This window comes from Streptomyces sp. NPDC050674, from assembly GCF_040654575.1.
Classification (GTDB): Bacteria; Actinomycetota; Actinomycetes; order Streptomycetales; family Streptomycetaceae; genus Streptomyces.
The window spans coordinates 162,596-184,581 of sequence record NZ_JBFAIG010000003.1; the positions used below are offsets into that span (position 1 = coordinate 162,596).

Genomic DNA, 21,986 nt, shown 5'->3' on the forward strand with positions numbered 1-21,986 from the left:
GCGAGGAAAACGGTAGGGACGGCGCGCCGCCCGATCACTCCGGCTGGCGGCCGGTCCGCCGGGGGGAAAGCCCCCGTGGTGGCGCGGGGGAATGCCGGTTCCGTGGCCGGGGCATCAACCCTGATCTCCGCCCCGAGCTGGGACGATGTACGGGCAGACCTTGTGCAGGTCGGTGCAGGGGGGTTGTCCAGACATTCTCTCCGGCCTAGGGTCCCTTCAGAGTGCAAGCGCTTTCCAAGCGTGTGTCCGCCGGCCGTCCGAGGAGCGCCGCATGACCGTGACCTCAGGGTCTCCCACCCGCCGCCGTGTGGCCGTCGTCGGCACCGGAGCCATCGTCGGCGGGAGCCATCTGCCCGCCCTGCGGGCCCACTCCGACCGGGTGGAACTGGTGGCCGCCGTCGACGTGGACCGGGAGCGGCTCGACGCCTTCCGCGAGCTGGCCGGCGACCGGGTCGCCGGATACACCGCGATGGACGCCATGCTGGACGCCGAGCGTCCGGACCTGGTCCTCATCGGCACCCCGCCCTCCCTGCACCGCGACCAGACGGTGGCCGCGCTGAAGGCGGGCGCCTGGGTGCTGTGCGAGAAGCCGCTGACCCTGTCGCTCGCCGAGTACGACGAGATCGCCGCGGCCGAGGAGGCCTCGGGGGCGTACGCGGCGGTGGTCTTCCAGCACCGCTACGGATCCGGCGCCGTGCACGCCCGCGAGCTGATCAGAAGCGGCGAGCTGGGCGCCCCGCTGGTCGCGCACTGCCAGACCACCTGGCACCGGGACGCCGCGTACTACGCGGTGCCGTGGCGCGGGAAGTGGGCCAGCGAGGGCGGCGGCCCGACCATGGGCCACGGCATCCACCAGTACGACCTGATGCTGCACCTGCTGGGGGAGTGGGAGGAGATCAGCGCGATGGCCGCGCGCCTGGTCCACGACACCGAGAGCGAGGACGTCTCCACCGCCCTGGTGCGGTTCAGGAGCGGCGCACTCGCCACCGTCGTCAACAGCGTGCTGTCCCCGGACGAGGTGAGCCGCATCCGCGTCGACTGCGCCGACGCCACGGTCGAGCTCACCCACCTGTACGGCCACACCAACGACAGCTGGGCCTACACCCCTGCCCCGCACGTCGCCTCCGAGCGCGCCACCGCCTGGCGCACCCCGCCGGCGGACGTGCCCAGCTCGCACACCGCCCAGCTCGGCACGCTCCTGGACGCCTACGACTCCGGTACCCGGCCCCCGGGCAGCGGCCAGGACGCCCGCACCACCCTGGAGTTCGCCGCCGCCCTGTACAAGGCGGCGTTCACCGGCCGCTCGGTGCGGGCGGGGGAGATCGTCCCCGGCGACCCCTTCTACGAGGCCATGCACGGCGAGTACCCCGACTGGGCCCCCAAGGAGCGCGCATGACCATCCGCGTCACCCACACGCACGGCGAGGACATCGCCGTCACGGCGGCGAACGGCACGGAGATCCTCCGCTACGTCTACCGCCCCGACCCGGACCCCTTCGAGTCCCGCAAGCCCTACGCCCATCCCGTGCGCACCCTCTCGGGCCGCACGGTCACCGGCTACCGCCCCAACGACCACCGCTGGCACAAGGGCCTTCAGATGACCGCGAGCCATCTGTCCGGCCAGAACTTCTGGGGCGGCAACTGCTACGTCCACGGCGAGGGCTACCTCCCGCTGCCCGAGCGCGTCGGCTCGATGCGGCACGACGGCTTCGCGGACCTCACCGTCGAGGACGACCGCCTCGCCCTCACCGAGCACCTCACCTGGATCGAGAACGGCGGCGAGGAGTGGGCCCGCGAGGTACGCGGCCTGAACGTCCACTCGGTGGACGAGGAGTCCGGTTCCTGGGCCCTGGACTGGTCGATCCGCCTCACCAACACCCGGTCCGCACCCCTGGCCTTCGGTTCCCCGACCACCGCGGGCCGTGAGATGGCCGGCTACACCGGATTGCAGTGGCGCGGCCCGCGCGACTTCACCGGCGGCACGGTCTTCGCCCCGGACGGTGACGCCGACGCGGGCAAGCTGATGGGCACCCAGGGCCCCTGGCTCGCCTTCACCACCGAGCACGACGAGGTCGACGGCCACTCCACCCTGGTCTTCGCGCACGCGCCCGAGAACCTCGACGAGACGTCCCCCGCCCACGAGTCGCACTGGTTCGTCCGCTCCGAGCCCTTCCCGACGGTCGCGTTCTCCTGGGCGTTCTTCGAGGAGTTCGAGCTGCCGCCGGGGGAGTCGTTCGCGTACCGCTACCGCGTCGTCGTCGCCGACGGCGCCTGGGACCGCGAGCGGGTCGCCGCCCACCTGGAGGGCCTGCCGTGGTGAGCGAGGGCGAGGCGGCGGGTCTCGCGCACCCGCTCCCGGGCGCGATCGGCCTGTCCCACCTCAGCGCCTACGACTGGGAGGCCGCCGACGGCGTCTGCGGCGGCAGCCCGCATCTGCACCTGGTGTGCACGGAGGCCTACGTGGTCACCGGCGGCCGGGGCGCGGTGCAGACGCTGAGCCCCGACGGCTACCGGGACATCCCCCTCGAAGCGGGTTCCCTCGTCTGGTTCACACCCGGCACGGTGCACCGCATGGTGCAGGGCGGCGATCTGCGCATCACCGTGCTGATGCAGAACAGCGGCCTGCCCGAGGCCGGCGACGCCGTGTTCACCTTCCCGCCCGAGGTGCTCGCCGATCCGGAGCGGTACGCGGCCGCCGCGTCCCTGCCGCCCGGCACCGGTTCGGAGACGGCCGCGGCCGCCCGGCGCCGCAGGGACCTCGCGGTCGAGGGCTACCTCGTCCTGCGCGAGGCCCTCACCGCCGGGGACAACGGCCCCTACCTCCGGTTCCAGCGGGCCGCCGCCCGGCTCGTCCGCGACAAGGTGCCCACCTGGCGGGCCCTGTGGCGGGAGGGCGCCCTGGCCGCCGCGCGGCGCACCGGCGCCCAGCTCGACGCCCTGGCCGCCGGCGAGCCCGCCTACCTCGGCGAGGCCACCGCCCACGAGGCCGCGCCCACCCGGCTCGGCGGCTTCGGCATGTGCGGCCGGCGCGACGAGTACGCGCTGCCCGGCACCACGCCGCCGTACCCGGGGGAGTAGCGGCGGGGACCGGCAGGGGGATCTGAGGGGGGCTCAACCGAAACTCCGTCGAGAGGAGTGACCTCGGCATGCCCGGACACAGGACGAAGGGGTTCTGCGCGTCGGCCGCCGCACTGGCACTGTGTGCCCTGCTGGCGGGCTGCGGAGGATCCGGGGAGTCCGCGGGCGGCGGCAGAATCGTGCTGCGCTACACGTGGTGGGGCAATCCCGACCGCGCCGAACGCACCGAGCGGGCCGTCGCGCTGTTCGAGAAACAGCACCCGGACATCGACGTGACCACGTCGTTCTCCGGCTACGAGGCCTACAAGCAGAAGCTCGCCACCCAGGCCGCCGGCGGTGACGCGCCTGACGTGATGCAGCTCGACTACCGGCAGATCGACCAGTACGCCTCCGGCGGTGTCCTGTTCGACCTCGCGCGACAGAAGTCCGTCCTGCGCACCTCCGAGATCGACCCGGGCCTGCTCGCCACCGGCCGCGTCGACGACGCGCAGTACGCGATCCCGCAGGGCCGCGGCACCGAGACCGTCGCCTACGACGTCGCGACCTGGAAGAAGTCGGGCGTCCCGCTGCCCGGCGAGAGCTGGACCTGGAGCCGGTGGGCCGCCACCATGCGCGCCCTGGCGCACAAGACCGGCAAGCCGGGAGCCACCGACCCCGGCCAGAGCGAGGACGCCTTCGAGGTCTGGCTGCGCGGCCGGGGCAAGGCCCTCTACACCGAGGACGGACGCCTGGGTTTCACCGCCGCCGACCTCACCCGCTGGTGGACCTTCACCGACCGGCTGCGCCGGGAGGGCGCCGTCTCGCCCGCCGAGCAGACGACCCAGCTCGACGGCTCCGTGGAGAACACCCCGCTGGGGCGCGGCAAGGCCGTCACCGACGCCAACTGGGACGCCCCGGCCAGTGGTTTCGCCGCCCTGGTCCCGACCGGCGTCGCCCTCGCGCCCATGCCGACCGGCGAGGACGGCACACCCGGCCAGTACTTCAAGCCGTCCATGTTCCTCGGCGTCTCGGCGCACACCGGCCATCCGAAGGAAGCGGCACAGCTTGTCGACTTCATGGTCAACGACCGGGAGGCCGCGAAGATCCTCGGAGCGAGCCGCGGCATCCCCGTCAACGAGACGATCCGCGACGAGACGGGCCCGCGGCTGAAGGACTTCGACCGGACCATCGCCGACTACCAGGCGTCCCTCGAAGGCGAGCTCAAGGACCCGCCCCAGGCGCCGCCTTCGGGCGACAACGCCTTGCAGAGCACCTTCCAGCGCGACTACGACCAGGTGTCCTACGCGCGCATGTCGCCCCGGGAGGCGGCCGAGAACTACGTCACCGAGGCGAAGGCGGAGCTGAGGTCATGACCACCACCGCGATCCCCGCGCGGGCGAGGCGCGTCCCCGCCGCCGAAAGGCGCCGCCCCCGGCGCCAACGCGAGGGCGCCGCCTGGGTGTTCCTCTCGCCCTGGGTGCTCGGCGCGATCGTCCTGACACTGCTGCCGATGGCCGTGTCGCTGTACCTGTCGTTCACCGACTACGACCTGTTCAACCCGCCGCGGTGGGTCGGCCTGCGCAACTACGCGCAGATGTTCACCGAGGACCCCCGCTACTGGCGTTCGGTCGTGACGACCCTGACCTACGTGGTCATCGCCGTGCCCCTGCAACTCGCCCTGGCCCTGGCGGTGGCACTCGCCCTGAAGGGCGCTCCTTCGTGGACGCCTCCAGCACCTCGGCGTTCGGCCCGATGTTCGCCCTGTCGGTGATCGCGCTGCTGCCGATCGCGCTGTTCTTCCTGGCCTTCCAGCGGTTCCTGGTGGAGGGCATGGCCGGATCGGGGCTCAAGGGATGAGCGGGACGCCGGCCCGCGAGGCGGGCGAGGTGTTCGGCCCGCGCATGACCCTGTTCGCCGACGTGCTGAGCGTCGGACTCGCCACGGCGGTGGCCTGCCTGCCCCTGGTCACGGTTCCGGCCGCGCTGTCGACGGCGTGCGCCGTGCTGCGCGGGGCGGGGCAGGACCGGCCCGTCACGGCGGGGCGGTACTTCGCGTTGCTGCGGCGGCGGTCGCGCGCCGGCGACCTGGTGGCCGGGTGCCTCGCGCTCACGGGTGTGCTGCTGTTCGCCGCCGACCTGGCGCTGGCGGGCGCCGGGCTGCCGGGGGCGCCGCTGTTCGCTGTGGCCGCCGCGGTGATCGGCGTGTGCGCGGTGGTGGTCGGGCTGCGCGCCTGCGGGCGTCCAGAGGCGCTCACCGACTGGCGTGCGGCGGTGCGCGGGGCCGGCCGGGACGCCGTGACGGACCTGGGCGGCAGCGGTCTGGTGCTGCTCGCCGTGGCGACGGCCGCGCTGTGCGCCTGGATGCTGGTGCCGCTGGCCTTCCTCGCGCCCGGGCCGCTGGCCTTGGCACTCACCGCCGTCGACGTCCGCCGGTCCGCTGCCGTTCTCCTTCAATAGCCCGAAGTTCAGCAGCCTTTGGGGCAGATCAGGTGTGAGCACCGGGACGGAGTGGTCATCCTCTTGTCATGGACCTGCGGCTCGATGGGCGAGTCGCAGCCTCATGGAGGTGTGGGATGCGCCGAAGATTCGCAACCGCTCTTGCCACTTCGACCCTGGCCCTCGTCACCGTCGTCGGAGCCGCCACGGGTGCGACCGCCGCTCCGGCCGACAAGCCGCAGGTGCTCGCGAGCTGGACGCAGACCAGCGCGTCCAGCTACAGCACCTGGGCCGCCGCCCGGGCCAACCAGGCCGCCTGGGCCGCGTACTCCTTCGACTGGTCGACCGACTACTGCTCCTCCTCGCCGGACAACCCGTTCGGCTTCCCCTTCTCGATGTCCTGCGCCCGCCACGACTTCGGCTACCGCAACTACAAGGCCGCGGGCACCTTCAGCGCCAACAAGTCCCGGCTCGACAGCGCCTTCTACGAGGACCTCAAGAGGGTCTGCGCGGCCTACAGCGGCGCCACGAAGACCTCGTGCACCAGCACGGCCTGGACGTACTACCAGGCCGTGAAGGCATTCGGCTGACGGTTCGTCACCGCGAGCACACCGGGCGCCGGGGTGTCTCCCCGCGCCTGGCCCGCCCGCGGCTCACCGGCGCAGGGCGCCGGCGACGCCGATCCGAGGCCAGGAACGGGCCGCCGCCAGGAGGGCCTGAGTCCGCGCCGAGGGGGTGGCCGCGGCCGCCGCCAGGGCCGCCGCCGCGCTGGCGATCCCGAGGACCGCGCCCGCCGCCACGTCGCCCGGGTAGTGCACGCCCGTGTGGACGCGGGAGTAGCCGACGGCGCTCGCCAGCGCCCCCAGCGGAACCGCCGCGGGGGGCAGGACCACGCCGACGGCGGTGGCGAACGCGACCGCCGACGCCGTGTGCCCGGACGGGAACGACGCCGAGGTCGGCATCCTGACGTGCCGGTCCACCGTCACCCGGGCCGCCTCCCGGTCGGGCCGCGCCCGGCGCACCAGGCGCTTGCCGAGCAGATTGGCGGAGGCCGACGCCACCGCGATCGCGCCGACCCCGGCGAAGGCCGCCTTGCGCGGCCGCTTCCCGGCCAGGGACAGGGCGGCGGCGATGGCGAACGAGATCTTGGAATGGTCGGCCGCGTGCGACAGGTGCCGCAGCGTCCGGTCCAGGGTCGGCGTCGGGGTGGCGGCCACCGCCGCGTACAAGGCGCCGTCCACGGCCCTGAGATCGCCGAGCACGGCGCTCAGCAGCGAGCCGCTCCGGCCCGCGGAGCCCTGGGCGTATCGCAGCGGACGGGGGGCGTCCGCGTCTGTGGTCCTCGGATGGGTCATGTGCTTCTCCCCGCAGTGGCCTTCCCCCAGCACGGTACCGGCTCACGCCCGGCGCACGCTCGGCGCCCCTGCGAGCCGGTACCTCCCGAGTGCCCGACTGGCGGACGGCCACGCCGGTGATCCGGAACACTGAGGGCATGTCAGACCTTCCACGACGCGTCCTGCGAGCACTGGAGCGTTTCCACGCCGCCCGCCCCTGGGACCACAACGCCCACTTCCACCCCTGGATCCTGCGGCAGGTGCCGGACCGGGTGCGCAGCGCCCTGGACGTGGGATGCGGCAGTGGCGACCTGGCCCGGCTGCTGGCCGGCCGGGCGGAGCGCGTGCACGGGATCGACGCCGACCCGGAGATCACGGCCCGGGCACGGGAGCTGACCCCGGCGACGACCCCGGTGACCTACACCACGGCCGATGCCCTGACCGGCCTGGGTGATCGGTCGTACGACGTCATCACCTGCGTCGCCGTCGTCCACCACCTGCCGTTCGCCGAGGCCCTGGAGGTCTTCCGTGAGCGTCTCGCCCCCGGCGGCACCCTGGTGATCGTCGGCCTGGCCCGGGAAGCGACACTCCTCGACCGTCTGCTCGGCCTGGCGTCCATCCCGCTCAACATCCTCATGGCCGTGCTGAAGAACGGGGGCGGCCGGGCGCCGCGCCCGGTCTCGATGACGGCCCGCACCCGCCCGGCGGAGCTGACCTTCCCCGAGATCGCGCGCCAGGCCCGGGCCGTACTGCCCGGCGTCCGCCTGCGCCGCCGTCTGCTGTGGCGCTACACGCTGGTGTGGCGCCGCCGTTGATCCGCCGGTGTCTCAGCCGGTGGCCCGAAAGGCCCGCAGCCGCAGTGAGTTGCCGACCACGAAGACCGACGAGAAGGCCATGGCCGCCCCGGCGATCATCGGGGTGAGCAGGCCGGAGGCGGCCAGCGGGAGGGCCGCCACGTTGTAGGCGAAGGCCCAGAACAGGTTGGAGCGGATGGTGCCGAGCGTGCTGCGGGCGAGCCGGATGGCATCCGCGGCGGCCCGCAGGTCGCCCCGTACGAGGGTCAGGTCGCCGGCCTCGATCGCTGCGTCCGTGCCGGTGCCCAGGGCCAGGCCGAGATCGGCACGGGCCAGGGCCGCCGCGTCGTTGACCCCGTCCCCGACCATCGCCACCGACCGGCCCTCGCCCTGGAGCCGCTCGACGACGTCGACCTTGTCCTGCGGGAGCACCTCGGCGATGACCTCCTCGATGCCCACCTCGCGGGCGACGGACCGGGCCACCGCCTCGTTGTCACCGGTCAGCAGGATCGGCGTGAGACCGAGCGCTCGCAGCCGGCCGACCGCCTCCGCGCTCGTGTCCTTCACCGCGTCGGCCACCTCCAGCACCGCCCGGGCCTCGCCGTCCCACGCGACCGCGACGGCCGTGCGTCCGGCTTCCTCGGCCGCCGTCCTCGCACCGGCCAGACCCTCCGGCAGCGCCATCGCCCAGTCGGCCAGCAGCCGCTCCCGGCCGACGAGCACCGCGTGGCCCTCGACGACGCCCTGCACACCCAGTCCGGGCACGTTGACGAAGTCCTCCGGCGTGGGCAGCGCGCCCAGCTTCTCCAGCGCCCCGTCCGCGACGGCCCGGGCGATCGGGTGCTCGGAGGAGTGCTCCAGCGCCCCGGCCAGCCGCAGCACGTCGGCCTCGTGCGTGCCCTCGGCGGTGTGCACGGCCAGCAGCGTCATACGTCCGGTCGTGACCGTGCCGGTCTTGTCGAGGACGACGGTGTCGACGCGACGCGTGGATTCCAGCACCTCCGGGCCCTTGATGAGGATGCCGAGCTGGGCGCCGCGCCCGGTGCCCACCATCAGCGCGGTCGGGGTCGCCAGCCCCAGCGCGCAGGGGCAGGCGATCACGAGGACGGCGACCGCAGCGGTGAAGGCGGCCGTCAGCCCGGCGCCGTTGCCCAGCCAGAAACCCAGTGTGCCGAGCGCCAGGGCGATCACGACCGGCACGAACACCGCCGAGATCCGGTCCGCGAGCCGCTGCGCGGCGGCCTTGCCGTTCTGCGCGTCCTCCACCAGCCGGGCCATCCGGGCCAGCTGGGTGTCGGCGCCCACCCGGGTGGCACGCACCACGAGCCGCCCGCCGACGTTGATCGTGGCCCCCGTGACCGGGTCCCCCGTGCCCACCTCCACGGGCACCGACTCGCCGGTGAGCATCGAGGCGTCCACGGCCGAGGAACCCTCGACGACCGTCCCGTCCGTCGCGATCTTCTCGCCGGGCCGGACCAGGAAGCGGTCGTCGACCTTCAACTCCGCGACGGGGACGACCTGTTCGCGGCCGTCGGCCCGCAGCACCGTGACGTCCTTCGCTCCCAGCTCCAGCAGTGCCCGCAGCGCCGCCCCGGCCTTCCGCTTGGCGCGGGCCTCGAAGTACCGCCCCGCCAGGATGAACGCGGTCACGCCGGCGGCGGCTTCCAGGTAGATGTTCCCGGCGCCGTCCGTGCGCTCGATGGTCAGCTCGAAGGGGTGCGTCATCCCCGGGGTGCCCGCGGTGCCGAAGAACAGAGCCCACAGCGACCACAGGAAGGCGGCCGAGGTGCCCACCGAGATCAGCGTGTCCATGGTGGCCGCGCCGTGCCGGGCGTTGGTGAACGCCGCCTTGTGGAAGGGCCAGGCCGCGTACGTCACGACGGGAGCCGCCAGGGTGAGCGACAGCCACTGCCAGTACTCGAATTGCAGGGCCGGGACCATCGCCATGGCCACGACGGGAACCGACAGCACCACGGCGGTGATCAACCGCTCGCGCAGCGGCCGCAGTTCGTCGGCCTCCTCGGCCGGGTCCGTCCGCTCGGCGGGAGGCGCGGGCTCCCGGGCGGTGTACCCGGTGGCCTCGACGGTGGCGATGAGATCGCCGACGGAGACGTCACCGGAGTAGTTGACCTTCGCCTTCTCGGTGGCGTAGTTGACGGTGGCGGTGACCCCGTCCATGCGGTTGAGCTTCTTCTCGACGCGCGCCGCGCAGGAGGCGCAGGTCATGCCCCCGATGAGGAGTTCCACCTCGGCGTCGGCGCCGGTCGTCGTCCCGGTGCTCATGGCTCAGGCCCTTCCGGTCAGCTCGTAGCCGGCCTCGTCGACGACCTCCGCGATCAGGGCGTCGTCGGGTTCGGCGGTGCCGGTGACGGTGACGTGGCCGGTGTCGAGGTCGACCTCGACACCGCTGACGCCGTCCAGCTCCCCGATGACCTTGGTGAGCGTCGCCGTGCAGTGGCCGCAGGACATTCCGGAGACGGCGTAGGTGGTGGCGGGCATCGGGTGCTCCTCTGGGTGGTCCGACAGATGGGTGGCATACGGGCCGGGGGTATCCCGGCGCCGATTCCAGATATACCCCTCAGGGGTATGGGATGCAAGCGCGAGAAGAACTTGACTGGATACCCCAGGGGGGTATGGTGAACTGCATGGAGGCCCCGCATTCGAGCGGGAGGCCCGGTATCTGAAGGAGCCGACGGCCATGAACACCGGACTGAGGATCACCACCTTCGCCGCCGCGCTGGCGGCGACCTTCGGCGCCGCCTACGGCGTCGGTCAGGGCATCGACCCCGTCGTCGCCGACAGCCCGCCGAAACACCAGGACGAGCACACCAGGCCCACGCCGCAGGCGGAGAAGGGCGGCGGCCACACCGGGCACGACACGCCCCCGGCCGGCGGACTGCAGATCTCCGAGGACGGTTACACGCTCGACCTCCACACCCCGCGCGTCACCGCGGGCGAGCAGACCGACCTGCGCTTCACCGTGCGGGACACCGCCGGGCGCGCGCTCACCGCCTACCAGCGCGAGCACGACAAGGAACTCCACCTCATCGTGGCCTCACGCGACCTGGTGACCTACCGTCATCTGCACCCCATCCGCGCCGCCGACGGCACCTGGAGCACCCCCGTGGACCTGCCCCGCGCGGGCGGCTACCGCGTCTTCGCCGACTTCACCCCGGCCGGGAAGGACGCCGAGAACCTCACCCTCGGCGCGGACCTCGCCGCCTCCGGGCCGTACCGGGCCCGGCCACTGCCACCGGCGAACACCACGGCCCGCGTCGACGGCTACGAGGTGAAGCTGACCGGCGCCCTGCGCCCCGCGAAGGCGGGCGAACTGAAGCTGAAGGTCTCCCGCGACGGCAGGCCCGTCACCGACCTCCAGCCCTACCTCGGCGCCTACGGCCATCTGGTCGCCTTGCGCTCCGGAGACCTCGCCTACCTGCACGTCCACCCGAACGGCGAACCCGGCGACGGCAAGACCAGGCCCGGCCCGGACATCTCGTTCACGGCCACGGCGCCCAGCTCCGGCGCCTACCGCCTGTTCCTCGACTTCAAGCACGACGGCGAGGTGCACACGGCCGCGTTCACCGTCCGCGCCCAGGGAGCGGCGGCCGGGTCCGGTACCCCCGAGGGGCATGCGGGCGACGGCCACGGGCACTGATCCGTCAGCCGAGCGCGCGGTCCAGGTTGAACGCCGCGCTGATCAGCGCGAGGTGCGTGAACGCCTGCGGGAAGTTGCCCTGCTGCTCCCCGGTGTGGCTGATCTCCTCGGCGTACAGGCCGAGGTGATTGGCGTAGGTCAGCATCTTCTCGAAGGCCAGGCGCGCCTCGTCGACGCGGCCGGCGTGCACCATCGCCTCGACGTACCAGAACGAGCAGATGGAGAACGTGCCCTCGTCGCCGCGCAGCCCGTCCGGGCTCGACCGGGGGTCGTACCGGTAGACCAGCGAGTCCGACACCAGCTCCTCGGTCAGCACGTCCAGCGTCGACAGCCACTTCGGGTCGGTGGGGGCGATGAACTTCGTCAGCGGCATCATCAGCACGGCGGCGTCCAGCACATCGCCGTCCTCGTGCTGGACGAAGGCCCCGCGCTCCGTCGACCAGCCCCGGCTCATGATCCGCCGGTAGATCGTGTCGCGGCACTCCCGCCAGTGCGGCAGGTCGGCGGGCAGACCGCGCCGGTTGGCCATCCGGATGGCCCGCTCGATCGCCACCCAGCACATCAGCCGCGAGTACAGGAAGTTCTTGCGCCCGCCCCGCGTCTCCCAGATCCCCTCGTCGGGCTGGTCCCAGTGCGCGCACACCCAGTCCACCAGCGCGCACACGTCGTCCCACTGCCCGCTGGAGATGGGCTTGGCCCACTTGTCGAAGAGGTAGATCGAGTCGATGAGCGCGCCGTAGATGTCGAGCTGGAGCTGGTCGGCCGCCGCGTTGCCGACCCGCACCGGCGCCGAGCCGTGATGACCCTCCAGGTGGCCGAGGGTGCGCTCGGGCAGCTCGGTGCGGCCGTCGATGCCGTACATGATCTGAAGGGGCCCGGAGGGCTTGCCGTCGCCCGGGCTGATGTGCCGGGTCACGAAGTCCATGAACGCCTCGGCCTCGCCGGTGAAGCCCAGCCGCAGCAGGGCGTACACGCAGAACGCCGCGTCGCGCACCCACACGTACCGGTAGTCCCAGTTGCGTTCGCCGCCGAGCTCCTCGGGCAGGCTCGTCGTCGGCGCGGCCACGATCGCCCCGGTGGGCGCGTAGGTGAGCAGCTTCAGGGTCAGGGCCGAGCGGTGGACCATCTCCCGCCAGCGACCCTTGTAGCGGGACGCCGCCAGCCAGCGCCGCCAGTACGCCACCGTCGCCGCGAACTGCTCCTCGGCCTCGGTGCGCGCGCACCGGCGGGGCGTCACATCGCCGCCGACCTTGTCCAGCGCGAAGACCGCCGTCTCTCCCTCGGAGAGCTTGAAGTCGCCGCGCACGTCCGGTCCGTCGGTCTCCAGCGGCACGGTCGCGGTCAGTGCCAGCGCCATGCGCTCCGCCTCGAACACCGCGGTGTCACCGGTCAGCCGGACGGTGTGCGGCAGTGAGCCGTAGCCGAACCGGGGCGCGACGCGCGTGCGGAACGGGATCGAGCCGCGCACGCAGACCACCCGCCGGATCAGCCGGTGCCGCTCGGCCTCGGCCGGCGCGCCGCCGACCGGCATGAAGTCCTGCACCTCGCCGACCCCGTCCTCGGTGAAGAACCGGGTGATCAGGACGTTGGTGTCGGGGAAGTAGAACTGCTTGGTCCGTGCGGGCACGGCCGCCGCCAGCTCGAAGCAGCCGCCGCGCTCCGCGTCCAGGATCGAGGCGAACACGCTCGGCGCGTCGAAGGCCGGGCAGCAGTACCAGTCGATCGTGCCGTCGGTGCCCACCAGGGCCACACTGCGCAGATCTCCGATCAGCCCGTGCTCCGCGATCGGCACGTACCGCCGCCCGCCCGGCACGCCCTGACGATCCTGTGCGGCTTCGGCCATGACAGCCTCCCTGCCCGGTAGGCGCCTCAGCCCCAGCGTAGAACCGCCGACGCGGGTGCGCTGTCGGACCGGCGCCGCCGGGCCACCGCCGTCAGGCCGTGAGGACCCGCAGCCCGGCTTCCTCGAACCGCCGCACCGTCTGCGCGTCCGCCGCCGTGTCCGTGACCAGCGTGTCCACCGCCTCGGCCGCGCAGATCCGGGCGAACGCCCGCTGCCCCAGCTTGCCGGAGTCGGCGGCCACCACCACCCGCTGCGCCCGCTCGCACAGCAGCCGGTTGATCGCGGCCTCCGCCTCGTCGTGCGCCGCGGCGCCGTGTGTCACGTCGAAGGCGACGACACCGAGCACCGCCACGTCGACGGTGATCTGCGCCAGCACCCCGTCCGCGAGCGGTCCGACCAGCTCGTACGACTGGGGCCGCGCCACCCCGCCGGTCAGCACGATCTTGAACTGGGGGCGTACGGCCAGCTCGCCCGCGATGTTCAGCGCGTTCGTCACGACGGTGAGCGCGGGCGACCCGGAGGACAGGTCCCCGCGCACGGCCAGCGCCCGCGCCACCTCGGTCGTGGTGGTCCCGCCGGTCAGCCCGACCGCCTCGCCCGGGGCCACCAGATCCGCCACCGCCTTGGCGATGCGCTGCTTCTCGGAGACGCGGCGAGCGGCCTTGTAGCGCAGCGGCAGCTCGTACGACACGCCGTGCACGACCGCTCCGCCCCGGGTGCGCACCAGCATCTGCTGCTCGGCGAGCCCGTCGAAGTCACGGCGGATCGTCGCCGCCGAAACCCCGAGCTCCACCGCGGCGTCCTCCACGTCCAGCCGGCCGCGCTCCACGAGCAGTTCCAGCAGCGCCTTCCAGCGGGCGTCGCGCGACATCCGCACCTCCACCTCTCGATCTCCCGGGCGACCTTAACGCACCCGATCACGGCAGCATGCTTGATGTTGCTCGAAAGCTGGCTATATCTTGCAGGAACAATCAGAACGGGAGGGTGCCGTATGACGCATGTCGAGGACGAGCTGACCAGCCAGCCCGATTGCTGGGAACGCGCCGCGGCGGAGGCGCCCCGGCATGCGAAGGTGCTGCCCGCGCCGGGGGAGCGGGTCGCGCTCGTGGGCTGCGGCACCTCGTACTTCATGGCGCGGGCGGCCGCCGCCCTGCGGGAGGGCGCGGGCCAGGGCGAGACCGACGCCTTCGCCGCCTCCGAGTTCCCCCACGGCCGCCGCTACGACCGGATCGTCGCCCTCACCCGGTCCGGCACCACGACCGAAGTCCTGGACCTCCTCCACCGCGTGAAGGACCGCACCCCCACCACCGCGATCACCGCCGACCCGGACACGCCCGTGCGGACGGCCGCGGGCGCACTCGCCGTCCTGGACTTCGCCGACGAACGCTCCGTCGTCCAGACCCGGTTCGCGACCACGGCCCTCACCCTGCTCCGCGCCCACCTCGGCCTCCACCCCGGCACGGCCGTCACCGACGCGCGCACCGCCCTGGCGCAGCCGCTGCCGCAAGGACTGCCGGAGTGCGGGCAGTTCACCTTCCTGGGACGCGGCTGGACCGTCGGCCTGGCCGAGGAGGCCGGGCTGAAGATGCGTGAGGCCGCACTGGCGTGGGCCGAGTCCTACCCGGCCATGGAGTACCGGCACGGCCCCATCAGCGTCAGCACCACGGGCACGGCGACCTGGATGCTCGGCGACGCCCCGGACGGACTCGCCCGGCAGGTCCGCGAGACCGGCGCCCTGTGGATCGCCGGGCACCTCGACCCGCTCGCCGAACTGGTCCGCGTCCAGCGCCTCGCGGTCGCCGTCGCCGCGTCGCGCGGGCTGGACCCCGACCGCCCGCGCCACCTCACGCGCTCGGTGATCCTCGCACCCTGACCCGGGAGACCTCGTGCCCCTGACCACCACCGGCGACCTCGTCACCCGCGCCGCCACGGCCGGCTCGGCCGTCGCCTCCTTCAACGTCATCACCCTGGAGCACGTCGAGGCCGTCATCGCGGGCGCCGAGTCCGCGCACGCCCCCGTCGTCCTCCAGGTCAGCCAGAACGCGGTCAGATTCCGCGGCGGACAGCTGCTCCCGCTCGCCCGCGCCGCCCTCGCCGCGGCCGAGCACGCCGCCGTCCCCGTCGCGTTGCACCTCGACCACGTGCAGAGCGACGCCCTGCTGCACCGGGCAGCGGACGCCGGGTTCAGCTCCGTCATGTACGACGCGGCCCGGCTGCCCTACGCGCAGAACCTCGCCGCGACCCGGGCCGCCGTCGACTGGGCGCACGCCCAAGGGCTCTGGATCGAAGCCGAGCTGGGGCAGATCGGCGGAAAGAACGGCAGACCCCCGCTGGACGCGCACGCCCCCGGCGCCCGCACCGACCCCGACGAGGCCCGGGCGTTCGTCGCCGACGCGGGCGTGGACGCCCTGGCCGTCGCCATCGGCAGCTCCCACGCCATGACCACCCGCACCGCGGCCCTCGACCACGCCCTGCTGACCCGCCTGTCGGCCGCACTGGACGTGCCGCTCGTCCTGCACGGCTCCTCCGGCGTCCCGGACGACGAACTCACGGCCGCCGTCGCGGGCGGCATCACCAAGGTCAACATCGGCACCGCCCTGAACATCGCGCTGACCGGCGCGATCCGGGACTTCCTCGCCGAACGGCCCGAGGCCGTCGACCCGCGCAGCTACCTGACCCTCGCGCGAGAGGCCATGACACGAGCGGTGGCGAGGACCCTGCGGACCCTGGGCGCCGCTACCGCTTGACGGCCTTCAGCACCACGAACTTCGGGTCGCTCGCCACGAGCCGACTGTTGCCGAACAACTTCCGCAGCTTGACGTGGTAGCCCAGGTGCCGGTTGCCGACCACCCACAGCTCCCCGCCCGGCCGCAGCGCGCGCCGCGCCCCGGTGAACATCCGCCAGGCCGTGGCGTCCGTCGTGGCCTGGTGGGAGTGGAACGGCGGGTTGTTCAGGACCAGGTCCACACTGCCGGACGGCACCCCCGCCAGCCCGTCACCCACCCGGAACTCGGCATGCCCCGGCACGCCGTTCGCCTTGTACGTCGCCTCCGCAGAGGCCACCGCCTGGAACGACTCGTCCACGAACAGCACCTCGGCGTCCGGGTCGGCCAGCGCCACCGCCGTACCCACCACGCCGTTGCCGCACCCCAGGTCCACCACCCGGCGCCCCCGGCCGGGCGGCAGGTGCCGGAGGAGGAACCGGGTCCCGATGTCCAGCCGGTCGGCGCAGAAGACCCCCGCGTGATTGACGACGGTGCCTCCCGCGGCCGGACCGGCGTCGTCCGGCAGCGTGTAGGCGTACGGCCACGGATTGGCCGGCCGCTCCAGCGCCGGATCGGGCGTGCAGAAGATCAGCCGCGCCTTCTTCTCGGCGAGCGAGGTGCGCGTCGGGCCCAGGATCCGCTCGAACAGCCGGAGCGTCGAGGTGTGGATCTCCTTCACCATCCCCGTACCGACGACGACCGTCCCCGCGTGCACGGCCGGCGCCAGCCGCAGCAACTGGTCCTCCAGCAGCGCCAGGCTCTTCGGCACCCGCACCAGCAGGACGTCGATCCGCTCCGGCGGCGGATCCTGCGTGGTGAGCAGCCGCACCGCGCCCGGCTCGGCCCCGGCGCGCGCGAGATTGGCGCGGGTCGCCTCCTGCGCGAGGTAGGAGTCGGTGATCTGCACCGGCCGGTGCGCCGCGAGAGCCGTGACCAGCGCGCCCCAGCGGTCCCCGACGACCACGACCGTGCCGTCCAGCGGCACCCGCTCCGCGGCCAGATGCCTCAGCAGATACTCGTCCGAGGCGTCCCACGCGCGCAGCGTGTCACGCGGGTCCTCGGGGAAACGGGTCAGCGCCGGCTCGCCCCACGGCGTCTTCATACGGTCGTCCATCGTGCGACCAGGCTAGCCGAGCCGCAGCTCAGGCCGTGTCGGGCACCATGGAGGGCATGGACGCCGAGCTGTTCCCCAGGGCCCGTACGCAGGTCGCGCCCGGCGCCGTGCATCTGCCCGACTGGCTGGACGGGGAACGCCAGCGGGCGCTGCTGGACGCCTGCCGTGCATGGGCCCGGCCGCCCGCGGGGCTGCGCACGGTCCGCACCCCGGGCGGCGGCACCATGACCGCCCGGCAGGTCTGCCTCGGCTGGCACTGGTACCCGTACGCCTATGCCCGCACGGTCGCCGACGGGGACGGCGCCCCGGTGAAGCCGTTCCCGCAGTGGCTCGGCGATTTGGGCCGCCGGGCGGTCCGCGACACCCTCGGCGGCCCCGCGCCGGACTACGACATCGCGCTGATCAACTTCTACGACGCCGACGCCCGCATGGGCATGCACCGCGACAGCGACGAGAAGTCGGACGCGCCGGTGGTGTCGCTGAGCCTCGGCGACACCTGCGTCTTCCGCTTCGGCAACACCGAGACGCGCACCCGGCCCTACACCGACGTCGTACTGCGCAGCGGCGATCTGTTCGTCTTCGGCGGCCCGTCCCGCCTGGCCTACCACGGGGTCCCCCGGGTCCACCCCGGCACGGCACCGCCCGGTCTGGGGCTCACGGGCCGGCTCAACATCACGCTCCGGGTCAGCGGCCTCTAGAGCGCGCCCACGCCCGGCGGGGACGCCGGGCACCACCCCGGCGGATCATGGGAGACTCGCCCTCATGAGCGGGAAGGCGGACCCCCGGCAGGCGGGGGATGGGAGCACCACGAGGACGCGGCTGGACCGGGGGCGCGCAGCGCTCGGACCCGCGCTGGAGCTCGTGCACACCGGACGCGCGCCGACCCGGGCCGTGCTCACCGCCGAGCTCGGGGTGACGCGGGCGACGGCCGGTGCGGTCGCCGCCGAGCTGGAGGCACTGGGGCTGATCCGGGTCGACGCCCGGCCCGGCGCGGCGGCCGGTTCGCAGGGCAGGCCCTCCCACAAGCTGTCCGTCGCCGACGACGGACCCGTCGCGCTCGCGGCGCAGGTCCACTCCGACGGGTTCCGGGCCGCGCTGGTCGGACTGGGCGGCCGGATCGTGGCCACCGCGCCCGGCTGCGAGGTCGTCGACGCCGACCCGGCCAAGGTGCTCGCCTCCGTCGTCACGGCCGGTGCCGAGCTGCTGCGCGAGACCGGGCTGCGCTGTGTGGGCGCCGGCCTCGCCGTACCGTCCGCCGTGGCCGAACCCGAGGGGCTGGCGCTGAACCCGCTCCACCTGGCCTGGCCCGCGGGTGCGCCGGTCCGGGACATCTTCGCCGAGCAGGTGCGCGCGGCCGGCCTCGACGGGCCGGCGTTCGCCGCGAACGACGTCAACCTCGCCGCGCTCGCCGAGCACCGGCACGGCGCCGGCCGCGGCGCACGCGACCTGCTGTGCGTGGCCACCGGCCACCGCGGCGTCGGCGGCGCGCTCGTCCTCGACGGCCGCCTGCACCGGGGCAGTTCGGGCCTCGCGCTGGAGGTCGGGCATCTCACCGTGCACCCCGAGGGCCGCCCCTGCCACTGCGGCAGCCGCGGCTGCCTCGACGTGGAGACCGACCCGCTCGCCTTCCTCACGGAGGCCGGGCGCGAACCGGGGCCCGAGGTGTCCCTGCTCCAGCAGTCCATCGACCTGATCCGCCACCACTACGACGACCCGGGCGTCCGCGCCGCCGCCGAGGCCCTCATCGACCGCCTCGGGCTCGGCCTCGCCGGCCTGGTCAACATCCTCAACCCGGACCGCATCATCCTCGGCGGCCTGCACCGCACCCTCCTCGACGCCGACCCGGGCCGGCTGCGCGCGGTCGTGGCCGACCGCAGCCTGTGGGGCCAGAGCGGCGGCGTGCCCATCCTGCCCTGCACCCTCGACCACAACAGTCTGGTCGGCGCGGCGGAACTGGCCTGGCAGCCGGTCCTCGACGACCCGCTGGGAGCGCTGACCGCGCGGAGATGAGCGGGACCGGGCGTGACCGGCGAGCCTGATCCCACCGGGGTCAGGCTTGTCCGCGCCGCTTCCGGGAAGGCGGGCCGCGGAGCGGGCAGGCTGGTCAGCGGGCAGTTCGTCCGCACCGCACCACCGAGGAAGTTGACGCAATGACCGACAAGCTCACCGTGAGCGTCCTGGGCACCGGCATCATGGGCGCCGCGATGGCCCGCAACCTCGCCCGGGCCGGACACACGGTCCACGCCTGGAACCGCACCCGGGCCAAGGCCGAGCCGCTGGCCGCCGACGGCGTGCGGATCGCCGGCACCCCGGCGCAGGCCGTTCAGGACGCCGACGTCGTCCTGACCATGCTCCACGACGGTCCCGCCGCGCTCGACACCATGCGCGAGGCCGCCCCCGCCCTGCGCCCCGGCACCGCCTGGGCGCAGTCCGGCACCGCGGGCCTCGAAAGTGTCGCCGCACTGGCCGCCTTCGCCCGCGAGCACGGCCTGCTCTTCTACGACGCGCCCGTCCTGGGCACCCGCCAGCCCGCCGAGGCCGGGAAGCTGACCGTGCTCGCGGCCGGCCCCACCGAGGGGCGAGAAAGGGTGACGCCGGTCTTCGACGCGGTCGGTGCCCGGACCGTGTGGTCCGGGGAGGACGGCGCGGAGGGCGGCGCGACCCGGCTCAAGCTCGTGGCCAACAGCTGGGTCCTCGCCGTCACGGCCGCCGCCGGTGAGGCCCTGGCCCTGTCGCAGGCCCTCGGCGTCGACCCGCACGGCTTCCTCGACCTCGTCGCCGGGGGCCCGCTCGACATGGGCTATCTGCGCGCCAAGTCCGATCTCGTTCTCGAAGGCAGGCTCACGCCGCCCCAGTTCGCGGTCGCCACGGCCGCCAAGGACGCCCGGCTCATCGTCCGGGCCGGCGCGGACCACGGCGTACGCCTGGACGTCGCCGAAGCGGCCGCCGCCCGTATGGAACGCGCCGCCGCCCAGGGCCACGCCGACGAGGACATGGTCGCGGCCTATTTCGCCAGCTTCGACGAGAAGCCGAACTCCTAGGAGGCTCACCCATGTCCAAGCCACCCCTGCCACCCGAGGCCGACGCCCTGCTGAGCCGGCCCAACCCGTGCGTCATGGCCACCCTGCGCTCCGACGGAGCACCGGTGTCCACCGCCACCTGGTACGCGTGGAAGGACGGCCGGGTGCTGGTCAACCTCGACCAGGGCCGGGTCCGCCTGAAGCACCTGCGCCGCGACCCGCGCGTCACCCTCACCGTCCTCGCCGGTGACGACTGGTACACCCATGTGACCCTGATCGGCCGCGTCGCCGAGATGTACGACGACGAGGACCTGACCGACATCGACCTCCTCGCCCGGCACTACACGGGCAAGCCCTACCCGGACCGGGTCCGTCCCCGGGTCAGCGCCTGGATCGAGGTCGAGCGCTGGCACGGGTGGGGCTCGATGAAGGACAGCGACCAGGCCGGCGGCTGAGGCCACCGGGCACGCCCCGTCAGCGCCACTCGACCCCGAACGCCCGGCCCGGGTTCTCCGCGAGGATGCGCCCCACCAGCTCCTCGCCGACGGCGTCCACGAGCCGGGGGCGCACCCGGCGCAGCAGGTAGGGCATCCCGGGGCCGCCGTCCACCGAGCGGGCGGCGGCCGTGGTGGTGTCCGCGCCCAGCAGCAGCCGGTCGCCGAACCCGGCGTCGGCGAGGGCCCGTACGGCGTCCGGCATCCGCCAATCCGTGGCGTGGTGGGTGAGGGACGGACCGTCGAAGGCCAGATAGCAGCCGGACTCGGCGGCCTGCCGGTGCGTCACGAGGTCGGGGGAGCGGTTGAGGTGCCCGAGCACCACGCGGTGCGGCGGGACCCCCAACTCCCCGCAGAGCAGGTCCAGTACGTCCAGAGCGCCGGTGCCCATCTCCAGGTGCACGGTGATCGTCGCGCCCGTGGCGTGATGCGCCTCGGCCGCCGCCGCCATGGTCCAGCGGGCGTGCGCGTCCAGGGCGTGGAAGCCGCCCGCGACCTTGACGAGCCCCGCCCGCACCCCCGACGTCCCGATGCCCTCGGTGAGTTCGCGGACGAAGACCTCGGCGAGCCGGCCGCGCAGCCCGGCGAGAGTGCCCTCGTCGTAGTGCACCGCCTGGTGCAGACCGGTCGCCGCGACCACGTGCACGCCGGTCTCCCGGGACAGCGGCGGCAGATCGGCGACCCGCCGTCCGAGCCCGTACGGCGTCCACTGCACGACGGCCCCGCCGCCCTGCTCCCGGAACGCCACCAGCTCCGCCCGCGCCGCCGCGACGCTGCGCAGCTCCTGGCCGGGCAGCCGGGGACTGCCGAAGAAGAGGTGGTCATGGGCGTCGCACACGCCCAGCTCTCCGGGCGGAACGTCCCCGAGCACCGTGCGGACCGCGCTCACCACTGGCGTCCCCGTGGCAGCACGTCCCGGCCCGGCGCGGACAGATGCAGCACCTCGAAGACCTCACCGTCGGCCTCGGGCGTGTCCTGCTCCCAGAGGGAGAACCACACCAGCTCCCAGCGGCTCGTGTCGACGGCCGCGGCGGCGAGCACGGCCCCGTCCCGCGCCGCCAGCCGCCGTGTCTCGGTCACCGCCTCCTCCACGGCGTCCGCCAACGGCCCGCCGTCCGGCACCGGCCGGCGCCGCCGTACCCCGAACCGCGCGTGCGCGCCCGCCCCCTCCTCGTACGCCAGGCCCGTCCACTGCCGCGCCGACGGCCGCCCGAAGTCGTCGCCGACTCCCTGGAACCCGCCGCCCCACAGGAAGGAGTTCATGCCCTCGACGGTGTTCCAGAGGTAGAAGGGGGCGTAGGTGTTGACGGGCGAGCCGCGCAGGCCGCGCTCGCGTATCAGATAGGCCTTCAGCCCGAGCCCGTCCCAGCCGTCGAGCAGATGCCCCCGGCGGGCCACCCGGTCACGGATGACGCCCATGTCGTAGTCGGCGGGCAGGGTGATCTCGTACTGCATGGCGTGCACAGCGGTCTC

At 73.6% G+C, this 21,986-nt stretch carries 22 protein-coding genes and 2 pseudogenes; 16 read left to right on the top strand and 8 right to left on the bottom strand.

Annotated features, from left to right (window positions below; genetic code table 11):
• Positions 1 to 271 precede the first annotated feature (271 nt).
• From AB0I06_RS07645 to AB0I06_RS07680, 8 genes and pseudogenes are all read left to right on the top strand, one after another.
• The gene (locus AB0I06_RS07645) at positions 272 to 1,396 is read left to right on the top strand and encodes a Gfo/Idh/MocA family oxidoreductase (RefSeq protein WP_363117837.1); all 1,125 of its coding nucleotides are present in this window, start codon (positions 272 to 274) and stop codon (positions 1,394 to 1,396) included.
• On the top strand, positions 1,393 to 2,319 hold the full coding sequence (locus AB0I06_RS07650) for a PmoA family protein (RefSeq protein ID WP_363117838.1): 927 nt from the start codon (positions 1,393 to 1,395) through the stop codon (positions 2,317 to 2,319). The genes AB0I06_RS07645 and AB0I06_RS07650 overlap by 4 nt, the downstream gene beginning before the upstream one ends.
• Positions 2,313 to 3,077, top strand: coding sequence for a cupin (locus tag AB0I06_RS07655; protein ID WP_363117839.1), 765 nt, complete (start codon positions 2,313 to 2,315; stop codon positions 3,075 to 3,077). The genes AB0I06_RS07650 and AB0I06_RS07655 overlap by 7 nt, the downstream gene beginning before the upstream one ends.
• A gap of 68 nt (positions 3,078 to 3,145) precedes the next feature.
• Positions 3,146 to 4,429: an ABC transporter substrate-binding protein gene (locus AB0I06_RS07660; RefSeq protein ID WP_363117841.1), complete on the top strand. Its 1,284-nt coding sequence runs from the start codon at positions 3,146 to 3,148 to the stop codon at positions 4,427 to 4,429.
• Positions 4,426 to 4,767, top strand: a pseudogene (locus AB0I06_RS07665) (ABC transporter permease); the annotation flags it as partial. The gene AB0I06_RS07660 and the pseudogene AB0I06_RS07665, both read left to right, overlap by 4 nt.
• Positions 4,767 to 4,913, top strand: a pseudogene (locus AB0I06_RS07670) (carbohydrate ABC transporter permease); the annotation flags it as partial. The pseudogenes AB0I06_RS07665 and AB0I06_RS07670, both read left to right, overlap by 1 nt.
• The gene (locus tag AB0I06_RS07675; RefSeq protein WP_363117842.1) at positions 4,910 to 5,512 is read left to right on the top strand and encodes a hypothetical protein; all 603 of its coding nucleotides are present in this window, start codon (positions 4,910 to 4,912) and stop codon (positions 5,510 to 5,512) included. The pseudogene AB0I06_RS07670 and the gene AB0I06_RS07675, both read left to right, overlap by 4 nt.
• Before the next feature lie 116 nt (positions 5,513 to 5,628).
• Positions 5,629 to 6,081 carry a phospholipase gene (locus AB0I06_RS07680; protein ID WP_363117843.1) on the top strand — a complete coding sequence of 151 codons (453 nt, stop codon included), beginning with the start codon at positions 5,629 to 5,631 and terminating at the stop codon, positions 6,079 to 6,081.
• A 63-nt stretch (positions 6,082 to 6,144) separates the two neighbouring features.
• Here AB0I06_RS07680 and AB0I06_RS07685 read toward each other — a convergent pair whose 3' ends face one another.
• Positions 6,145 to 6,846, bottom strand: coding sequence for a phosphatase PAP2 family protein (locus AB0I06_RS07685; protein ID WP_363117844.1), 702 nt, complete (start codon positions 6,844 to 6,846; stop codon positions 6,145 to 6,147).
• A gap of 137 nt (positions 6,847 to 6,983) precedes the next feature.
• Here AB0I06_RS07685 and AB0I06_RS07690 point away from each other — a divergent pair, with 137 nt between their 5' ends.
• Positions 6,984 to 7,640 (top strand): class I SAM-dependent methyltransferase, encoded by a 657-nt coding sequence (locus AB0I06_RS07690; RefSeq protein ID WP_363117845.1) that lies wholly within the window; start codon positions 6,984 to 6,986, stop codon positions 7,638 to 7,640.
• A gap of 12 nt (positions 7,641 to 7,652) precedes the next feature.
• Here AB0I06_RS07690 and AB0I06_RS07695 read toward each other — a convergent pair whose 3' ends face one another.
• Positions 7,653 to 9,902 carry a heavy metal translocating P-type ATPase gene (locus AB0I06_RS07695; RefSeq protein WP_363117846.1) on the bottom strand — a complete coding sequence of 750 codons (2,250 nt, stop codon included), beginning with the start codon at positions 9,900 to 9,902 and terminating at the stop codon, positions 7,653 to 7,655.
• Positions 9,903 to 9,905: 3 nt separating this feature from the next.
• Positions 9,906 to 10,118, bottom strand: coding sequence for a cation transporter (locus tag AB0I06_RS07700; protein WP_363117847.1), 213 nt, complete (start codon positions 10,116 to 10,118; stop codon positions 9,906 to 9,908).
• A 199-nt stretch (positions 10,119 to 10,317) separates the two neighbouring features.
• On the opposite strand from AB0I06_RS07700, the gene AB0I06_RS07705 reads away from it, so the two are divergent.
• Complete coding sequence (locus AB0I06_RS07705) at positions 10,318 to 11,277, top strand: hypothetical protein (RefSeq protein ID WP_363117848.1); 960 nt, start codon at positions 10,318 to 10,320, stop codon at positions 11,275 to 11,277.
• A gap of 4 nt (positions 11,278 to 11,281) precedes the next feature.
• On the opposite strand, the gene AB0I06_RS07710 is transcribed toward AB0I06_RS07705, so the two are convergent.
• Both AB0I06_RS07710 and AB0I06_RS07715 read right to left on the bottom strand, forming a co-directional pair.
• A complete protein-coding gene (locus AB0I06_RS07710; RefSeq protein WP_363117849.1) occupies positions 11,282 to 13,120 on the bottom strand; it encodes a glycoside hydrolase family 15 protein in 1,839 nt (612 codons plus the stop codon).
• A gap of 91 nt (positions 13,121 to 13,211) precedes the next feature.
• Positions 13,212 to 13,991 carry a DeoR/GlpR family DNA-binding transcription regulator gene (locus AB0I06_RS07715; RefSeq protein ID WP_363117850.1) on the bottom strand — a complete coding sequence of 260 codons (780 nt, stop codon included), beginning with the start codon at positions 13,989 to 13,991 and terminating at the stop codon, positions 13,212 to 13,214.
• A gap of 120 nt (positions 13,992 to 14,111) precedes the next feature.
• Between AB0I06_RS07715 and AB0I06_RS07720 the strand changes: the two genes are divergently transcribed.
• Together AB0I06_RS07720 and AB0I06_RS07725 are read left to right on the top strand one after the other, a co-directional pair.
• Positions 14,112 to 14,993 (top strand): SIS domain-containing protein, encoded by an 882-nt coding sequence (locus tag AB0I06_RS07720; RefSeq protein ID WP_363117851.1) that lies wholly within the window; start codon positions 14,112 to 14,114, stop codon positions 14,991 to 14,993.
• A 13-nt stretch (positions 14,994 to 15,006) separates the two neighbouring features.
• The gene (locus AB0I06_RS07725; protein ID WP_363117852.1) at positions 15,007 to 15,867 is read left to right on the top strand and encodes a class II fructose-bisphosphate aldolase; all 861 of its coding nucleotides are present in this window, start codon (positions 15,007 to 15,009) and stop codon (positions 15,865 to 15,867) included.
• On the opposite strand, the gene AB0I06_RS07730 is transcribed toward AB0I06_RS07725, so the two are convergent.
• Complete coding sequence (locus AB0I06_RS07730; protein ID WP_363118040.1) at positions 15,857 to 16,987, bottom strand: methyltransferase; 1,131 nt, start codon at positions 16,985 to 16,987, stop codon at positions 15,857 to 15,859. The two genes, AB0I06_RS07725 and AB0I06_RS07730, sit on opposite strands and share 11 nt — an antisense overlap.
• 68 nt (positions 16,988 to 17,055) lie before the next feature.
• On the opposite strand from AB0I06_RS07730, the gene AB0I06_RS07735 reads away from it, so the two are divergent.
• From AB0I06_RS07735 to AB0I06_RS07750, 4 genes are all read left to right on the top strand, one after another.
• Positions 17,056 to 17,697 carry an alpha-ketoglutarate-dependent dioxygenase AlkB gene (locus AB0I06_RS07735; RefSeq protein ID WP_363117853.1) on the top strand — a complete coding sequence of 214 codons (642 nt, stop codon included), beginning with the start codon at positions 17,056 to 17,058 and terminating at the stop codon, positions 17,695 to 17,697.
• 64 nt (positions 17,698 to 17,761) lie between these two features.
• Positions 17,762 to 19,009 carry an ROK family protein gene (locus AB0I06_RS07740; protein WP_363117854.1) on the top strand — a complete coding sequence of 416 codons (1,248 nt, stop codon included), beginning with the start codon at positions 17,762 to 17,764 and terminating at the stop codon, positions 19,007 to 19,009.
• Positions 19,010 to 19,149: 140 nt separating this feature from the next.
• Positions 19,150 to 20,040, top strand: coding sequence for an NAD(P)-dependent oxidoreductase (locus tag AB0I06_RS07745; RefSeq protein WP_363117855.1), 891 nt, complete (start codon positions 19,150 to 19,152; stop codon positions 20,038 to 20,040).
• Positions 20,041 to 20,051: 11 nt separating this feature from the next.
• Positions 20,052 to 20,474 (top strand): PPOX class F420-dependent oxidoreductase, encoded by a 423-nt coding sequence (locus AB0I06_RS07750; RefSeq protein ID WP_363117856.1) that lies wholly within the window; start codon positions 20,052 to 20,054, stop codon positions 20,472 to 20,474.
• A 19-nt stretch (positions 20,475 to 20,493) separates the two neighbouring features.
• Here AB0I06_RS07750 and AB0I06_RS07755 read toward each other — a convergent pair whose 3' ends face one another.
• Both AB0I06_RS07755 and AB0I06_RS07760 read right to left on the bottom strand, forming a co-directional pair.
• The gene (locus tag AB0I06_RS07755) at positions 20,494 to 21,402 is read right to left on the bottom strand and encodes a phosphotriesterase (protein ID WP_363117857.1); all 909 of its coding nucleotides are present in this window, start codon (positions 21,400 to 21,402) and stop codon (positions 20,494 to 20,496) included.
• The gene (locus tag AB0I06_RS07760) at positions 21,399 to 21,977 is read right to left on the bottom strand and encodes a DUF4865 family protein (protein ID WP_363117858.1); all 579 of its coding nucleotides are present in this window, start codon (positions 21,975 to 21,977) and stop codon (positions 21,399 to 21,401) included. Before AB0I06_RS07760 ends, AB0I06_RS07755 begins: the two co-directional genes overlap by 4 nt.
• Positions 21,978 to 21,986 lie beyond the last annotated feature (9 nt).

What these genes read in the sequence shown, in the direction of transcription:
- AB0I06_RS07650 (WP_363117838.1), top strand. Translation starts at nt 1,393, where the DNA reads ATGACCATCCGCGTCACCCACACGCACGGCGAGGACATCGCCGTCACG.
- AB0I06_RS07735 (WP_363117853.1), top strand. Translation starts at nt 17,056, where the DNA reads ATGGACGCCGAGCTGTTCCCCAGGGCCCGTACGCAGGTCGCGCCCGGC.
- AB0I06_RS07740 (WP_363117854.1), top strand. Translation starts at nt 17,762, where the DNA reads ATGAGCGGGAAGGCGGACCCCCGGCAGGCGGGGGATGGGAGCACCACG.
- AB0I06_RS07720 (WP_363117851.1), top strand. Translation starts at nt 14,112, where the DNA reads ATGACGCATGTCGAGGACGAGCTGACCAGCCAGCCCGATTGCTGGGAA.
- AB0I06_RS07705 (WP_363117848.1), top strand. Translation starts at nt 10,318, where the DNA reads ATGAACACCGGACTGAGGATCACCACCTTCGCCGCCGCGCTGGCGGCG.
- AB0I06_RS07685 (WP_363117844.1), bottom strand. Translation starts at nt 6,846, where the DNA reads ATGACCCATCCGAGGACCACAGACGCGGACGCCCCCCGTCCGCTGCGA.
- AB0I06_RS07680 (WP_363117843.1), top strand. Translation starts at nt 5,629, where the DNA reads ATGCGCCGAAGATTCGCAACCGCTCTTGCCACTTCGACCCTGGCCCTC.
- AB0I06_RS07695 (WP_363117846.1), bottom strand. Translation starts at nt 9,902, where the DNA reads ATGAGCACCGGGACGACGACCGGCGCCGACGCCGAGGTGGAACTCCTC.
- AB0I06_RS07700 (WP_363117847.1), bottom strand. Translation starts at nt 10,118, where the DNA reads ATGCCCGCCACCACCTACGCCGTCTCCGGAATGTCCTGCGGCCACTGC.
- AB0I06_RS07675 (WP_363117842.1), top strand. Translation starts at nt 4,910, where the DNA reads ATGAGCGGGACGCCGGCCCGCGAGGCGGGCGAGGTGTTCGGCCCGCGC.
- AB0I06_RS07660 (WP_363117841.1), top strand. Translation starts at nt 3,146, where the DNA reads ATGCCCGGACACAGGACGAAGGGGTTCTGCGCGTCGGCCGCCGCACTG.
- AB0I06_RS07715 (WP_363117850.1), bottom strand. Translation starts at nt 13,991, where the DNA reads ATGTCGCGCGACGCCCGCTGGAAGGCGCTGCTGGAACTGCTCGTGGAG.
- AB0I06_RS07690 (WP_363117845.1), top strand. Translation starts at nt 6,984, where the DNA reads ATGTCAGACCTTCCACGACGCGTCCTGCGAGCACTGGAGCGTTTCCAC.
- AB0I06_RS07645 (WP_363117837.1), top strand. Translation starts at nt 272, where the DNA reads ATGACCGTGACCTCAGGGTCTCCCACCCGCCGCCGTGTGGCCGTCGTC.
- AB0I06_RS07730 (WP_363118040.1), bottom strand. Translation starts at nt 16,987, where the DNA reads ATGAAGACGCCGTGGGGCGAGCCGGCGCTGACCCGTTTCCCCGAGGAC.
- AB0I06_RS07745 (WP_363117855.1), top strand. Translation starts at nt 19,150, where the DNA reads ATGACCGACAAGCTCACCGTGAGCGTCCTGGGCACCGGCATCATGGGC.
- AB0I06_RS07710 (WP_363117849.1), bottom strand. Translation starts at nt 13,120, where the DNA reads ATGGCCGAAGCCGCACAGGATCGTCAGGGCGTGCCGGGCGGGCGGCGG.
- AB0I06_RS07750 (WP_363117856.1), top strand. Translation starts at nt 20,052, where the DNA reads ATGTCCAAGCCACCCCTGCCACCCGAGGCCGACGCCCTGCTGAGCCGG.